We start from the raw sequence: 16,055 nt of genomic DNA, 5'->3' as shown, positions 1-16,055 counted from the left end.
TGTTGCGCAGGATCGGGTGGCCCCGGTGAGGCTGCAGGGGCGCTACCAGCCGCTGCCGATCTGTTGGCGGGTGCCGAAGGCGGTGGCGGAGCGGGGGTAGAGCCACAGGATGCCGGTGGCGTCGTCGCGGGCGATGACGTCGGGGGTGCCGTCGCTGTTGAAGTCGCCGATGCCGGCGAAGGTGTAGCCGTTCCAGCCGGCTCCGATCTGGCTGCGGGCGCCGAAGCCGTTGCTGCCGTTGCCGGGGTATAGCCACAGGGCGCCGGTGGTGTCGCGGACGATGACGTCGGGTTTGGCGTCGCCGTTGAGGTCGGCGACGCCGGCGAAGGCGAAGCTGCTCCAGCCGGTGCCGATCTGCACGGTGGTCCCCAGGCTGGCGCCGGTGCCGGTGCCGGGGAACAGGTTCAGGGTGCCGTCGGGGTGGCGGCCGATCAGGTCGGTTTTGCCGTCGCGGTTGAAGTCGGCTACGCCGGCGAAGGCGTAGCCGCTCCAGCCGCTGGGGAAGTTGCTGACCGGTGTGAGCAGGTCGTGCCCGACATCGCCGGGGAACAGGCGCAGGGCGCCTGCGGGGGTCATGGCGACGGTGTCGGCGTAGCCGTCGCTGTTGAAGTCGCCGATGCCGGCGAAGGTGTGGGTGGACAGGCCGGAGCCGATGTAGGTGGCGGCGCTGGACCAGCCGCCGTTGCCGTTGCCGGGGTAGAGCCACAGGCTGCCGGTGGCGTCCGCGGCGACCAGGTCGGCCTTGCCGTCGCCGTCGGCGTCGGCGACGTCGGCGAAGGTGTACGGAGCCTTGGGAAGGGTGATGTTGGCCATCGTGGCGACCTGGACGGCGGTGAGTGCGGCGCCGTTCCACACCTTGACGTCGGCGAGGTTGCCCTTGAAGTACGTGGCACGCGCGTCGTTGGCGAGGGCGTTGCCCAGGGTGAATTTTCCGGTGAAGCCGGAGACGGCGGTGTGGGAGCCGCGGGCCACCGCCCGGTCGTCCATGTACAGCGTCGTGGCTTTGGTCGTCGGGTCGTAGGTGGCGGTCAGGTGGGTCCACTGGCCGATGATGGCGCTGCCGCCGGAGATGCAGTCGTAGCTGCGGGTGGCATCGGAGGTGGCCAGGCAGAACGCCCATTCCCGGTTGGCTTGGGGGTAGAGCAGGAACCCGGAGTTGTGCGCGCCGTCCTGGGAGGCGATGACGCCGCCCAAGGCTGTGGGGTTGACCCAGACCGACAGGGTGAAGGCGCTCGACGTCGACAGTGCCGCGTTCGAGGTCATGGCGCCGGCGGTGGTCCCGTTGAGGGCCAGGTTGGGGGAGAAGACGTCGTCGGTGTCCCAGGTGGCGCCGGCTCCGCCGCCGGTGAGGGTCAGCCCGGACGCGGTGTCGGCGGCGCTTGCCGCCGTGCCGTCGGGGAGGTCGGCGAGCGGCCAGGCGTGGCTGGGGGCGATCAGGGTCTGTGCCGTCTGCGCGGTCAGGGTCCCTGCCGCCGCGTTGAAGATGCGTGCGGTGCTGGCGCCGGTGGCGGAGACGGTGCGCAGGTCCGGGGTGCCGTCGTCGTTCAGGTCAGCGGCCTGCAGAACCGGCAGTGCTGCCGCGCTGTAGCCGCTGCCGGCGATCTGCTGCGGTGTCACCGAGTCACCTGCGGCAAGGGCTTGCAACTGTTGCGGTGTGTAGTAGTACAGCGCGCCGGTGGTGTTGTTGCGGGCGAACAGTGCGGGCAATGCGTCGATGAGGCTGCTGGCGATGCTCCAGCCGGTCCAGTCACCGGAGCCGGCGGGGTTGGTGGCGCTCAGCGGCACCCCGTTGTCGACGCCGAGGAAAGTGCCTGCAGTGGTGAGGCCGGGCTCGTCCACAAGCTGCCCGCCTACGATCACGAGCAGGTCGGGGTAGTAGACGGTGGAGGGTTCGTCGTAGACAGTGCGGTAGAGGTTTCCGCCGCTTGCGATATTGGTGGCCTTGGCTCCACCGCTGCTGGTGAAGGCTGTGGAGTTGACGATGGCATGGGTGCCGCTGTCGGCCAGGAGGGCCGAGCCGTCGCCGCTGCCGTAAAGCACCGTTCCGCTGCCGGTGACGGGGTCATAGTCCAGGACATCGTTGAAGCCAGCGCCGGTGTTGAAGTGGCCACTGATGGCCTGGGTGCCGTTCCAGTCCGCAGGCGAGCCGATCGAGTTGACCCCAGTGCCCTGGGCGCCTACGTTGCTGGCGCTGGTCGTGAGCTGTCCGTCGGTAGTGCCGTGCGCCAGCCACAGTCCGCTGGACAGACCTGCCTGGGCGCCCACGGCGGTCAGATCGGGGATGCCGTCGCCGGTCACGTCGCCGTCATCGGCAGTGGCCGCGGGGGCGGCGGTCAGGATGCAGTTCGCGGTGTCGCCGATGTTGCCGCCGGCCGAGACCGCAGTGACGGTAAGCACGTTGGTGCCCCGAGTGGGGGTGACGCTGATGGTCGTGCTGGATCCGGTGCTGGCCAGGGAGACAGGGGTGGCACCGTTGACCTGATAGAGATAGCTGGCCGGGCTCGAGCCCAGGGCGTTGGGCACCAGGGTGAAGCTGGCCGGGCTACCGACCTGGTACGTGACCGGGCTGTCGTCGCCGCAGCCGTCCCTGGTGTCGTGGATGGTCGGGGCACCGGGCCGGTTGGGATCGAACTGGAATTTGCAGGTAGTCGAGGCCGAAGAATACGTGCCGTCGGAGGTGGTCACGTTCCACGACACACCAAGGACTGAGCCGCCGGCAGCTGCCTCGAGCACCTCCTTCTTCAAGATGGAGGTTGCGCTCTTCCCGGACGCAGCGACGACGGCCGGCGGCTTGGCGATCTGTGCGCCGCCGGACGTCTTGGTGACGTTGAAGGTGGTCGACAGAGTGCCGCCGTCGGGGTCGGAGACCTTCGCGTACAGGGTCACGTCGCCGTCACCGACGGTCTTGATGGTGCTGGTGCAGGTGGTGGCCGGCGAAGTGACCAGCGATGTCGGCTTGTTGGGCTGGTGATTATAGGTCGTGGACATCAACAGGGTGGCGTGGTCGAACTTCTTCCAGCCGTACTTGTCCAGCTCGTCACCGGCCCGCAGACCCAGTGTCAGGCTGCTCAGCTTGGCCTCGTCGGCCACGCCCTGCATGCGCGAGGAGATGTCGAAGCCGAGCGACTTCGCCGGGCACGAGGACGAGTAGCCGTACGCCACGCTCTCCGTGCCCCACTTGGCCTGCCAGTCGGGCTGGTCGTTCCAGGTGGTGCCGGAGTCGATCGGGTCCGTCTGCCACAACTCCAGCGGAGTCGCGGTGCACGAGGGGGCGTACGTCTCGGTGGCGTAGAACTTCGCATTGACGACATGGGCCTTGAAGAGCCTGCTGTCCACAGGGAACTTTGCGTACGCCCGCGACTTGTGATAAGGCGTCTCCCAGCCCTCGTAGCCCACATGCAGCCCAGTGGGACTGGTGTCCTTCCAGAAGCTGGTATTGGGGTATGCGGAGTTGACCCACGTCCAGCCGCTCGCGCTGCCCCCAGCGCTGTAGGTCGGGTCGATGTAGACCGGATACACCGTGGAAGGCGACGAGAGCAGACCCGCATCCGGGGTCAGGCGGATGCCGCCGGAGGCGTAGGCGGCGGCGACCGGCGCGATGTGCGCGCCCGCGCCCGGCTCGTCGGTATCCGAGGCTGCGGCCTTTGCCGCGGACAATGCGGTCGGGCCCGTTGCCGCTTTGGCGATGGCGGAGTCCCACATCAGCGGGGCAGGCGCGGAGAACACGGTGCGGTGCCCGGCGTCCTTGACAGAGATGTTGCCGACGTTGTCGACGGCGAGCGTCGCGTTCTTCGTGTCGGCGGGGAAGACCAGCGTCGAGAGTGCGGGGTTGGCGGCCGCTGTGGCATTTTTGACGACGAAGACCTCGGAGAAGCCGCCCTGGGCGTCCGCCGTGACCTTCAGGTCCACCCCGTCCAGTACGTCAGGGTAGGTGGCGCTCGAGCCGTCCAGGGTCGGGCTGGGGAGCTTGCCGATCGAGGCCGGCGCCGCCAGAGACAGGGACCGGCCATGATCCTTCATGACGGCCAAGGGTCCCTCCCCACCCCCTGACAGAGTCAGATCCGCGGTGGCGAGTACCGGGGCGACCGTGTTGTCGGAGCGCCGGACCAAAGTGGAGTCCAGCGGCTTCCAGGTGCCGGAGGCGTACTTGCGCACCGGCGCGACCGCCTGGGTCAGGGTGAACGTGCCGTCCGGATTGGCCACCTCCGATACGGTCGGCGTGGTCGCCGCCGCTACGGCCACGGTCTTTCCGGACGCCTGCGCCTGCGCTGAGGCCCGCGCCTCGTCCAGCGGCAGCTGCGGTGTCGAAGCCTGAGGTGTGTCATCGGCGCGGGCGGCCGCCGCGCCGCCGGCGATCGACAGCGTGCTGAGCGCGGCAGCCAGCACCGCGCTCAGCAACCTGCTGCGCAGGGTGGATCTCACCGTCAGGTACCCCCATGTCTGCTCGGACCGGATCGGCCATGCCGATCGGCGCCTAAGTGCACAGGCTTTTCGGCCTGGTTGGCAGAGCTGATTGATGGCGAGATGGATCACCATGTCCGAAACGAGAGTGAGATTTTGTGAATTCTTGGCATCTGATTGTGGAGAGTTGTCGGAATTGATCACTGTCCCGTCGCTCGCTGCTTCTGCGATAGTCGCCCGCGCAACCGCGGTTTGATCAAACCGCGGTGCGCCGTCGCGCCTGCATACGGGGCAAGTGGGGGGATCGATCATGGCCAGGACAGCTTGGCTTGCACACAACGCACGCCATCTCGGCGCCCGGAGACGCATCGTCGGCGTCCTGGTGGCACTGGCGTTGGCCTCGCCGACCGCGGTCCCCGCAGCCGCGCAGACCGCGGACCGCGCCGGAGCCCCGGCGGTCCAGCAGACCCCGTCGGTGAAGGGGGTGAAGACGCTCGCCCCGCGCAAGCTGACGGTCAAGGACCAGACCAAGACGCCGTTCCACCCCGCGAAAGCCCACTGGCCGACCGCCAGCTCCGGCACGGCCACACTGGGGGCCCCGCACGCCGGTGCGAAACGAGGAGCGAAGGCGCCGGTTGCCGGCACACCGGTGTGGGCCCGAGCCATAGCACCCGCCAAGGGCCCCTACCAGGGACCGAACCAAATGTCGGTGCGCGTCCTGCCCCGCCAGGACGCCGCCAAGCTCGGCGTGGCCGGCGTCGTCCTCACCGCCCAACCAGCAGCCGGCGGCCGCGGCAACGTCCAACTGGGCTTGGACTACAGTGCGTTCGCGCAAGCCTATGGCGCCAACTACGCCGACCGCCTGCACCTGGTCAAGCTCCCCGCCTGCGCACTGACCACCCCGCAACGGGCTGCCTGCCGTACCCAAACCCCCCTCGCCACCGAGCAGGACCCCGCGGCCCACGAGCTGGCAACCACGCTGACCCTGCAGGGCTCCCGCCCGCAGCCCTCTCCCTCAAAGACGTCAGCCTCCGGCCACGCGCCCATCCTGCCTGCCTCCTACTCTGCCTCGGCGATAGCGGATGCTGCGGGCGGCGCCGAACCGATGGTGCTGGCGGCGACCGCGACCGCAGCCTCGGACAGCGGATCGGCCGGCAGCTACGCCGCGACCGCGCTGACCCCGTCCGGCTCATGGACGGGCGGCGGCTCGTCCGGCTCCTTCACCTACAGCTACCCCATCGCGCTGGCCCCCTCGTCAGGACTGCTGAAGCCGGCGGTGGGCCTGAACTACGACTCCGGCTCGGTGGACGGACAGACCTCCTCCACCCAGGCACAGGCTTCCTGGGCGGGTGACGGCTGGATGACACCGGATTCCTATATCGAGCAGAGCTTCACCTCATGCTCTGACAATCCCGAAGGTAGTGCCTCGCCGGTTTCCACTGGTGACAGGTGTTATGACGGGCCGATCCTGACCTTGTCGTTGAACGGTTCGTCCACTTCCGTCATCAAGAACGACGCCGACGGCGCATGGAAGCTCGCCGACGGCAGCGGCGCCATCGTCACCCACACGGCGAACACCAACAACGGCTCGGGCACCTACAACACCGACTACTGGATCGTCACCGAACGAGACGGCACCCAGTACTACTTCGGCAAGAACCAACTGCCCGGTTGGACCTCCGGCAAGGCCACGACCAAGTCGGTGGACAGCGTCCCCGTCTACTCCGCCCACTCCGGCGACCCCTGCTACCACTCGACCGGGTTCACCGACTCGGTATGCACCATGGCCTACAAGTGGCACCTGGACTACGTCGTGGACGCCCACGCCAACGCCATGGCCTACTACTACGCCCAGGACATCAACTACTACGGTCAGCAGAACGGCGCCCGCAACGTCGCCTACGTCCGTGACTCCTCCCTGACGCGGATCGACTACGGCTTCCGTGACGGCGGCGCCTACGGCACCGTCCCCAACCAGGTCGCCTTCACCACCGCCGGACGCTGCACCCTGACCACGTGTGCCCCACTGTCGGCCAGCACGGCCGCCACCCAGTACCCGGATGTGCCCTTCGACCTGGTCTGCGCCTCGGGTGCTACCTGTACCGCGCAGTCACCGTCGTTCTTCTCCACCGTCCGCCTTGCCTCGATCAAGGTGCAGCAGTACAGCGTGGCGGCCGCCAAATACCAGGCGATCGACACCTACACCCTGCACCAGAGCGAGCCGGCCACCGGGGACGGAACCTCGCCCACCCTGTGGCTCTCATCGATCACCCGCGAAGGCGACGACACCACCGCAGGCGGCTCCGCCTCCCCGATCAGCATGCCGGACGTGACCTTCGCGGGAGTCGACCTGAAAAACCGGGTCGACACCGCCAACTTCCCCGGCCTGTACCGCTACCGCATCTCCGGCATCACCAACGAGCTCGGCGGCCTGACCACGGTCAGCTACGACCTGCCGGATGCCTGCACCGCCAGCTACGTGGCAACCGCGGACCCCAAAACCAACACCAAGTCCTGCTACCCGGTGTCCTGGACGCCCAAGGACTACCTCAACCCGATCACCGACTGGTTCGCGAAGTACGCCGTCACCCAGGTCCTGGAGACCGACAGCACCGGCGGCGCGCTGGCCGTGCGTACCGACTACACCTACAACGGCGGCGCTGCCTGGCACCACGACGACAACGAAGTCGTCAAAGCCAAGTACCGCACCTGGGGCCAATTCCGCGGCTACGCCAGCGTGGAAACCCGCACCGGCGACGGCTCCAACGATCCCCAGACCAAGACGGTCACCTCCTACTACCGCGGCATGGACGACGACTGGCTGTCCTCCTCGAGCCGCCGCTCGGTGAACGTCACCGACTCCCAAGGCGGCGTACACCCCGACAGCGACCAGGTCGCGGGCAACGTACTTGAGACCACCGCCTACACGGGCGTCGGTGGCGGCGTAGACAACTCCACGGTGACTTCGTACTGGATCTCCGCCGCCACTGCCACCCGCGCACGCACCGGCCTGCCGGCCCTGACCGCCAACGCCACCGACGTCGCCGAGACATGGTCCCGCCAGGCTGTCACCAGCACCGGCAACACCACCTGGCGTGTCACGCAGACCGACAACACCTACGACGCCACCCCCACAGACGACAACTTCGGCCTGCCAACCTACAGATACACCCACACCGTGCCGGCCGATCCCCAATACGACCGGTGCACCGCGATCACCTATGCCAAGGCGAACACGAGCGTCAACCTGACTGGCCTGCAAGCCTCGCAGGAGATCGACTCGGTCGCCTGCGCCGGCTTCAGCCCGAACACCCCGGCCACCGTGCCGAAAACCCTCAACACCCTTACCGCGCCGAGCAGCGTCTCCCGCCCGGACCAAGTGGTCTCCGCGACCAGGACGTACTACGACGACACCAGCTTCGCCACCGCCTTCCCGCAGACCGCCGCCCCCACCAAGGGTGACATCACAATGACCCGGCAGGCTTCGGCGTACAGCGGCGGTGCCTTCACTTGGCAGATGCAGGCCCGTGCCACCTATGACATCTACGGCCGTCCCGCCGACAGCTACGACGCAGGCGGCAACAAGACCATTTCGGGCTACACCGTGGACAGCGTCGGGCTGACCACCGGCATGACGATCACCAACGCCAAGAACCAGAGCGCCAGGACCACCTCGGATCCCACCCGAGGGCTCATCCTCACCACCACCGACACCAACGGCATCGCCGACACCGTCCGCTATGACGCGCTTGGGCGCACCACCGCCGTGTGGCAGCACAACCGACCCACAACTGCCCCCGCTGACGCCAAGTACACCTACACGGTCACCCCGACCGGACAGTCCGGCACCACCACTCAGACGCTGAACGACTCCCTGGGCTATGTCACCTCGCACGCGCTCGTCGACTCACTCGGCCGGCCGCGGCAGACTCAGGCACCGACCCCGCAGGGCGGCCGACTGATCACCGAATCCTTCTACGACTCCCACGGCTGGGTGTGGAAGAAGAACAACCCCTACTGGGACCCCAACGCCCTACCCGCCTTCGCAACGGCTTCGGTGCAGGACTCCGTAATCCCAAGCCAGGACCGCTACACCTTTGACGGACTGGGCCGTGTCGTCGTGGACGACTCCCAGCAGTACTCGGTGCTGAAACAGAAGACCACCACCGTCTACAGCGGAGACGCCACCACCGTCATCCCGCCGACCGGAGCCACGGTCAAAACGACCCGCACCGACCCCCTGGGCCGCACAAGCGAGATCGACTCCTATAGCACCCGCCCCACACTGACCGTTCCGCTCAACACGTTCACCGGCGCCTTCTCCGTCACCGGCGGCACCTCCAACGCCATCGCCTACGGCTACGACGGGCACGGCAAGCAGAACACCGTCACCTCCAAGGGCAGCACCTGGACCACCGTCTACGACCTGCTCGGCCGCGTCACATCCAAGACCGACCCGGACGCCGGCACCACCAGCATGGGCTACGACGCGGCCGGCAACCTCACCCAGACCACCGACGCCCGCAACAAGAGCGTCTCCTACACCTACGACGTCCTGAACCGGAAAACCGGCCAGTACGCCTCCACCGTCGCAGCCCAGGCTCCGGGCGCGAGCGGCAACCAGACCGCCGCCTGGACCTACGACAACGACAACACCGTCTCGGGCGTGACCAACCCGATCGGCCGGACCACCACCGCCACCTCCTACAACGCCGGCAACACGTACACCACCCAGCAACTCGCCTTCAACGCCTTCGGCGAATCGCTCGGCCAGTCCTTCGCCATCCCGGCCGTGCACGGCGCACTGGGCGGCAAGACCTACACCTTCCGCCACACCTACAGCGCGGACACCGGCCTGCTCTACACCGACAACTACCCCCTCGGTGGCGGCCTGCCCAACGAAATCGCCGCCCACGGCTACTCCACCGCCCTGGACCTGCCCAACGGACTGGGCACTCTCTCCTACGGCTACGCCCAGAACACCACCTACAGCGCCTACGGCCAGGTGCTGCAGCAGACCCTCGGTATGAGCACCAACCTGGCCTACCTCACCAACACCTACGACCCCCACACCGGCGCCCTGACCGACCAGTTGGTGACCCGCTCCACCACCACTCCCACCTCCAAGGTCGACGAGCAGAACTACACCCTCGACCCCGCAGGCAACACCACCAAACAGGTCGCGACCCGCATGGGTGCCACCACGGCCCCCGAAACCCAGTGCTATCAATACGACGAACTCAACCGGCTCAACCAGGCCTGGACCGCCAGCGACGACTGCACCACCACTCCCACCACCAGCTCCCACGCCCAGGTCGGCGACCTGCTCGCCGGAGGAACCGCCTACTGGACCAGCTGGGACGTCGACGCCCTCGGCCAGCGCCAGCACCAAGTCGAGCACTCCACCACCGGCGGGAGCGACACCACCACCAGCTACACCTACGACTACAACGGCAACGGCACCCTCCAGCCCCACGCTTTGGCCTCCACCCAGGCCAGCGGAGGAAGCACCGCGGCCAGCAGCTACACCTACGACAAGGCCGGCAACACCACCACCCGCAACACCATCGCGTCCGGCAATCAGACCCTGACCTGGAACGACGCCGGACAACTCACCCAGGTCAGCGGTGCCAAGAGCGGCACCACCAGTTACATCTACGACGCCGACGGCAACGTCCTGCTCCAGAGCGACCCCAACAGCACCACCCTGTACCTGCCCGGTGAACAGCTCACCCTCACCGGGACCACCACCACCGGCGTGCGCTACCTGCCGCTGCCCGGCGGCGGCACCGTGGTTCGCACCGGAACCGGCACCAACTACAAGTTCCAGATCAGCGACCCCCACGGCACGAGCGGCCTGTACCTGGACTCCACCGCACAGACCCCCACCTGGCGCCAGTTCACCCCCTACGGCGGCACCCGCGGCACCACCGTCAGCTGGCCCGACAACCGTGGCTTCCTCAACGCCCCCGACAACACCAACACCGGCCTCACCCAACTCGGCGCCCGCCATTACGACCCAACCCTCGGGCGCTTCACCAGCCTCGACCCCCTTTTTGAAGCCACCGACGACCAACAACTCGCGGGCTACGCCTATGCTGGCAATAACCCCATCACCCACAGCGACCCCTCCGGCTTGTGCCCGGCAGATATCTGCGGAGTTGGCACGCCCAAGGGAAACGTTGTAGGCGGCTCAAGTGGCGTCATCACCACGGGGCCGATCGATCCAAGTAACCCGAGCATGGGCAGCTGCCATAACGGCTCCTGCAGTCACAGGAGCAGTGGCAGCAAGGTCGGAACCCGCCAAGGCGGAGGGAGCGATGGCACGTCGGCCTCCGGCCCTCTGCCGAGTCCGGGGGCAGCGCCCTCGCCCGGCCCGTACCCGGGCGAGGGCCATGATCCCGTCCTGAAGATGCTTGCTCTTATTTTCAACAAGGTTTTTGCTGGGACGCCCCCGCAATTGATCTGCGACGTTGACGGAAACTGCGAGTATCAGGAAGTCCAGGAGAATATTGTCCCGTGGGTTCCGGGTCCGAGTTGGGCTCGTGCCCTAGGTATCGGAAAGGGTGCTGCTGGATTCAAGGAACTCGCGTCCAAAACCCTTCCCAAATTCGTCGACGGAGGCTCAACTTCGGGAGTTGGGGCCTCTACGTCTGGTCGAGTTTACAGCCTCATTAGCGGAAACAAAAAAGCTGATGCCGAATTGATCGACATAGTCAATGACACTCTTCGGCGGGAGGGGTTCCTGAAGGGTGCTGCGAGATCAGCTCGTGCCAGTGACGTTGAACAGAAGATGGCTGCCGTTATGGTGCGGGATAAAATTGACGAAGCAGAGGTCGTCATCAATAACCCTGCAGGGCCATGCGCGCAGCCGTTGGGGTGTGATCGAGTACTGGATTACATTCTCGGGAAAAAGCGGCTCACTGTACACTGGCCGAACGGAAAAGGTGGTTGGGAGCAAAAGGTCTATGGAGGTACTAAGTGACACGCGGTCGGGTGCAGGCGTTCTATCGGCGCGAGCATGGAGATAATCCCGTTCTGCTGCAAAGCGCAACTGATGTCGACGCCTTGATCGATGCACTTATTGCAAGCCGTGCGTCGGAGAACTTGGCTGCATTGCACAGCATGGAACGTCCGCTCATGCCGGCGGGGGTTCCCGATCACGAGCTGCTGGTTGGGGCGGACGGGGACCTGCAGGTCGGAGTTCTCGGCTTCATGGACGACGGAAATTTTGTCTCGCTCGCTCCCTCGAAGGGGCGAGGGGAGGTCTCATACTCCATCATGGGAAACGCGACGGAATTTCCGGACGGTTCCGAGATTCCCATTGCTCTTGTGCGGCAGGCCGTTAAGGAGTTCTTGTTCTCCGGAGGGCAACGGCCGGCGTGTGTTCAATGGCAGGAACCTGAGTTCTGGTGATTCACTCTGATCTAATACTTCAGTAGCGACTTGTATTCTGAGCTGCATTTCCGGTAGCGGCGATGGTCGACTACGGTCTGTCGGCTTATTCTCCAGGCCGACCAGTTCAGAGCACGGACGGCGTCGGCTCTTGGGTGGTCAGGGTGCCCAGGAGCCGCCGGCTTTGTGCCCCGGTGAGCGGGACGAGGGCTGATCCGTGCCTGCAACCCCCTATACCTGCCGCCCTACGCACCTGCCTCAACCCCGTTGAGGGGATCTGGTCGCTCATGCGACGCGGCTGGCTGTCGAACGTCGCCTTCAGTACTCCCGAACACCTCGTCCAGACCGTCCGGCGTGGGCTGCGGCATGTCCGGTACCGCAGCTAGCTCGTCGACGGCTGCCTCGCCGGGACCAGCCTGACGATCAGACCCACCTGACACGGCGCGACATCACGAGTTCAACCTCAGTAACCGGCAGAAAGCGCCAGCCAGCTGGTCAGAGGGGGCGTTTACCGGCGAGAGAGATCGAGCCCTGGGTGCATGCCAGGACATATGGGTGGGCATTGACAATCGTCCGGCCGCCCGTGCAGCTAATATGCCTGAAGGACAGCTGGTTCAGGGCCGTGTCAGGTGCTCACACAGGAGACATCTGGCATGACCGAGCCGTTCGCGCTCCCCGAAGACCTCACGACCCTGGACGACGAGCAGCTTGTCGCGGCTCTTGACGGTGCAGTCAAGGCGTTCGACACCAAGGCCACGTCCAGCCTCGTCACGAGCACTGATATCGCTGACCTGCGCGCTCTCGCCGCCGGAGTGGAAGCCATGCGGACGGAGCAGCAGGAACGCCTGTCTGCCGCCAAGGAAGCCGCAGCGGAGATCGAGCAGCTCGCCGCGCAGGTTCGCGGAGACGACCCGCAGGCCACCGCCACTGCGGCGATCGAGCTGGCCGCCCCGGAAGTGCCGGAGCCCGTTGCCGAGCCGGGGCCGTCCGTCGCCGCCGCCGCTGCGGCCGTGGTGAAGCGGCCCGTCCTGAACCTTGCGTCGGTGCGTGCGGTGCAGCCGCGCGTGCTGCCCGAGCCGCCTGCCCCGGGCACCCACATCACCGCAGCGGTCGACGTCCCTGGCTACACCCCGGGTGCCCCCCTCGACTTCGGGCAGGTCGTGAGCGGCATCATCAGCCGTGCCAACGCGCTCAAGACGGCTGGTGGCGGCATGGGACAGGTGATCTCCTACCGGCACCCTTACCCGCAGGAGCTCATTGTCACCGACTCCAGCTCCGCGCCCGAGGGCACGACCGTAGCGATCGCCGCGCAGAACCAGGCGCGGCTCCCGCAGGGCGAGCTCGTCGCTTCCGGCGGCTGGTGCGCCCCGTCGGAGACGCTGTACGACATCACCGGCGTGGCCTGCCCGGACATGCTGTGGGACGCCCCCGAAATCCAGCTCTCCCGTGGCGGCCTGCGCTACTACAAGCCGCTGTCCCTGGACGTCGGCGCGATGACGTGGGTTCACACGGAGGCCGACGACATCTCCGGTGCGACGAAGCCGTGCTACCGGGTGCCGTGCCCGGACCCGGTCGAGGTTCGCTGCGACGCCGTCGGCGTGTGTCTCGAAGCCGGCATCCTGACCCAGCGCCATTTCCCGGAGCTGGTGGCCTGGTACCTGCGGAACGCGATGGTCGCGCACGAGATCCGCGTGAAGCAGGTCCTGTTCCAGCAGGCCCTGAACACGGCGACGCCGATCACTCTCGCGCCGTCGTTCGGCGCCCTGTCCGCGATCTACAACGCTGTCGCACTTCAGGCCGCCGACGTCATCGAGCGGCACAGCCTCTGCGAGACCACGGCCCTCGAGGTGGTGTTCCCGTGGTGGTCGCGGAACCTGTTCCTCGGCGACCTGGCCAGGCAGAACGGCGTCAACATCTGTGACCTGTCGCCGACCTGCGTCCAGGACGTGTTCAGCACGCTCGGTGTGCGCGTCCAGTTCGCCCGCGGTCTGTCCCCGGCTGTCCCGGACGAGATCGGCGGCGCCACCGCGGCCGTCGACTGGCCGGCCGCCGTCCGGTTCCTGATGTACCCGTCGGGCAGCATCCAGATCGGCCGCGGCGAGGAAGTCAACTTGGGCGTCGTCCACGACTCGACGAAATTCCAGGTTAACGACTACACGGCCCTGTTCGCTGAGGAGTGCTCGGCGCTCGTCGATCGCTCGGTGGACACCCGCCTCGTCACTGTCCCGGTCTGCCCGGACGGTGCGACCGGCGCGCAGCTGGAGCTCGTCTGCGCCGCCGGCAGCAGCTGACCCCCTTCCCCTTTGCAGCAGCCCCGGCCTACTGCCCGGCCGGGGCTGCACGGGTGAGAGGAGGTGAGGCAGATGCCAGCAGCCGGACTGCGTAGGCGCGTTGAGGCCATTCCGGGTACGCCGTTGCCCCACGGCATCCTCGGCAGATGCGTCGACATCATCGACGTGGAGGACGTACACGAACTCCTCGGCACCGAGTGGATGCCGCTCTCGTGCGCCGCCGCCCACGACTGGGAGTGGTGCCCCGACGACACCAGCACGCCGGGGCCTGCGGCGAAGACGTTCGAACGGCCCGGCACGTGCTCCGCCTCGCCCATCACGATCTACGCCGGCGCGACCTGCGGCACGATCGGATGGCCGTACAACGAGGCGGTGCAGCACGCCCGCGAGACGCTCCGCATGGGCGAACAGCGCGCCCTGGAGGAGTGGTTCGTGCGGGACGTGCTGTGCCCCATGGGCGCCGACCTCACCCCTACCGCGGGTGCCGTGTCCATCGCCCAGGGGGTGGCCGCGCTCGAAGGATGGCTCGCCGAGAACTACGGCGGGCAGGGCATCCTCCACGTCCCCGCCGGTGCTGCCGCTCTCCTCGGCTGCTGCAACGTCGTCCACCTGGAAGACGGCGTGCCGCGCACCCTCATGGGCAACTGCGCGATCATGGGCAGCGGGTATGCCGTGAACGTCGGCCCCCCGGACTGCACGCAGGCCCCGGCCGGTGAGGCGTGGCTGTACATCACGGGCCCGATCCGGGTCCGGCGCGAAGCCCCAGTCATCGTCCCGGACTCCGACGCCGCATCATTCCGTATCCAGACCAACGACCGGTTCGTGCTAGCCGAGCGGACGTTCGTCGTCGAGGTCGCCTGCTGCGAGGCTGCGGCAATCCGGGTGGTGCTGTGCCCGTGAACATGATCAGGGTCCAGCCGGCGCCCGAGGTGCGCGTCGCGTTCGCCCGGTGGGCTGTCGCGCAGAGGCCGAAGGTCCGCACCTACTCGACGAACGAGTTCGCGGTACCCCCGGCCCTGTTCACGTGGGCGCCGGAAGAACTCCTCATCGGGTCGGTCGTCGACGGGCACCGCTACCGGTCCCCGCTCGAAGACGAACGCCTCGCCGCCGCATCAGAGGTCCATACCGGCATCCCGGGTGAGGCGCTGCCGCTGCTGCCTGACTCCGCGTACGGCCCGGACGCTGTCCCGCTGCCCGAGCCGGAACGCCAGCTCGCCGCGACCAGCCCGGCGGCCGTTGAGGCGGCGACGACGGCTGATGTGGTCGCTGTGGAGGTCGCGTCCGCCGACCAGCAGGCGGCCTCCACGGCGGCCGCGCCCTCGGAGGGGGAGGGCGCGGGCCTCACCTGCGACGTCTGCACCCGGCCCTTCACCACGCGGCGCGGCCGGGACATGCACCGCCGCCAGGCACACCCGGAGGCATAGCGATGGCTGTCGAGCCGATCCCCTGCGCCCCCGGCGGCAGCAATCCGGGGGACGTCACCACGTGCTGCTCCCCGGCACTGGCGTCACAACCCCTCTGCCTGGCCGACGGGACACCGATCGCGGTCCTGATCGAGGGCGCGTGCGTGGAGTGCGGTACCGCCGCGGTGGAGCCTGCCGTCACAGGCTGGGTGGACCTGGCGACCGGACTGTTCACGCCAGGCCCACCGCCGGCCGGGGCCGGACCGTGCGATGCGTGCGATCCGACCCCGATGTGCCCGCAGCTCCTTGGCCTGTCGGGGCCCGACCTGTGGACGATGCCGGAAGGCACCGAGTCGGTGTCCGTGCAGGTCGCTTGCGGGCCCGTGATCATCACGGACTGTGCCGGGAACCCGACGCAGATCAACGAGTGCGGGACGGGCCTGAGCTGGTCCGCGCCTCCCGGCGGATGCTCCCCGGGCACTCTCTGTACGCCGTTCACGGTGCAGGTCCTCGACGGCGCGGCGGCATACATCAACTTCCTCGGCCCCTGCGAGTAGGGCGGCGT

The 16,055-nt window shown here is 67.5% G+C and carries 7 protein-coding genes and 1 pseudogene; 7 read left to right on the top strand and 1 reads right to left on the bottom strand.

What is annotated here, in order from left to right:
- Positions 1–42 precede the first annotated feature (42 nt).
- Positions 43–4,536, bottom strand: a complete 4,494-nt coding sequence (locus tag ABT300_RS09045; RefSeq protein ID WP_351673592.1) for an FG-GAP-like repeat-containing protein — start codon at positions 4,534–4,536, stop codon at positions 43–45.
- 175 nt (positions 4,537–4,711) lie between these two features.
- Between ABT300_RS09045 and ABT300_RS09040 the strand changes: the two genes are divergently transcribed.
- From ABT300_RS09040 to ABT300_RS09010, 7 genes and pseudogenes are all read left to right on the top strand, one after another.
- Positions 4,712–11,386 (top strand): RHS repeat-associated core domain-containing protein, encoded by a 6,675-nt coding sequence (locus tag ABT300_RS09040; protein ID WP_351673590.1) that lies wholly within the window; start codon positions 4,712–4,714, stop codon positions 11,384–11,386.
- 11 nt (positions 11,387–11,397) lie between these two features.
- Positions 11,398–11,817 carry an Imm1 family immunity protein gene (locus ABT300_RS09035; protein ID WP_351673588.1) on the top strand — a complete coding sequence of 140 codons (420 nt, stop codon included), beginning with the start codon at positions 11,398–11,400 and terminating at the stop codon, positions 11,815–11,817.
- A gap of 213 nt (positions 11,818–12,030) precedes the next feature.
- A pseudogene (locus tag ABT300_RS09030) lies at positions 12,031–12,182 on the top strand (transposase); the annotation flags it as partial.
- A 267-nt stretch (positions 12,183–12,449) separates the two neighbouring features.
- Positions 12,450–14,087, top strand: coding sequence for a major capsid protein (locus ABT300_RS09025; protein ID WP_351673586.1), 1,638 nt, complete (start codon positions 12,450–12,452; stop codon positions 14,085–14,087).
- A gap of 123 nt (positions 14,088–14,210) precedes the next feature.
- Positions 14,211–14,987, top strand: a complete 777-nt coding sequence (locus tag ABT300_RS09020) for a cupin (RefSeq protein ID WP_351673584.1) — start codon at positions 14,211–14,213, stop codon at positions 14,985–14,987.
- A gap of 2 nt (positions 14,988–14,989) precedes the next feature.
- On the top strand, positions 14,990–15,511 hold the full coding sequence (locus ABT300_RS09015) for a hypothetical protein (RefSeq protein ID WP_351673616.1): 522 nt from the start codon (positions 14,990–14,992) through the stop codon (positions 15,509–15,511).
- A 2-nt stretch (positions 15,512–15,513) separates the two neighbouring features.
- Positions 15,514–16,047, top strand: coding sequence for a hypothetical protein (locus ABT300_RS09010; RefSeq protein WP_351673582.1), 534 nt, complete (start codon positions 15,514–15,516; stop codon positions 16,045–16,047).
- Positions 16,048–16,055 lie beyond the last annotated feature (8 nt).

It is taken from the genome of Streptomyces sp. NPDC001027, assembly GCF_040299045.1.
In the GTDB taxonomy this organism is placed as follows: domain Bacteria; phylum Actinomycetota; class Actinomycetes; order Streptomycetales; family Streptomycetaceae; genus Streptomyces.
Note: the sequence above shows the minus strand (reverse complement) of the source record. Positions and strands in the feature narration are given on the sequence as shown.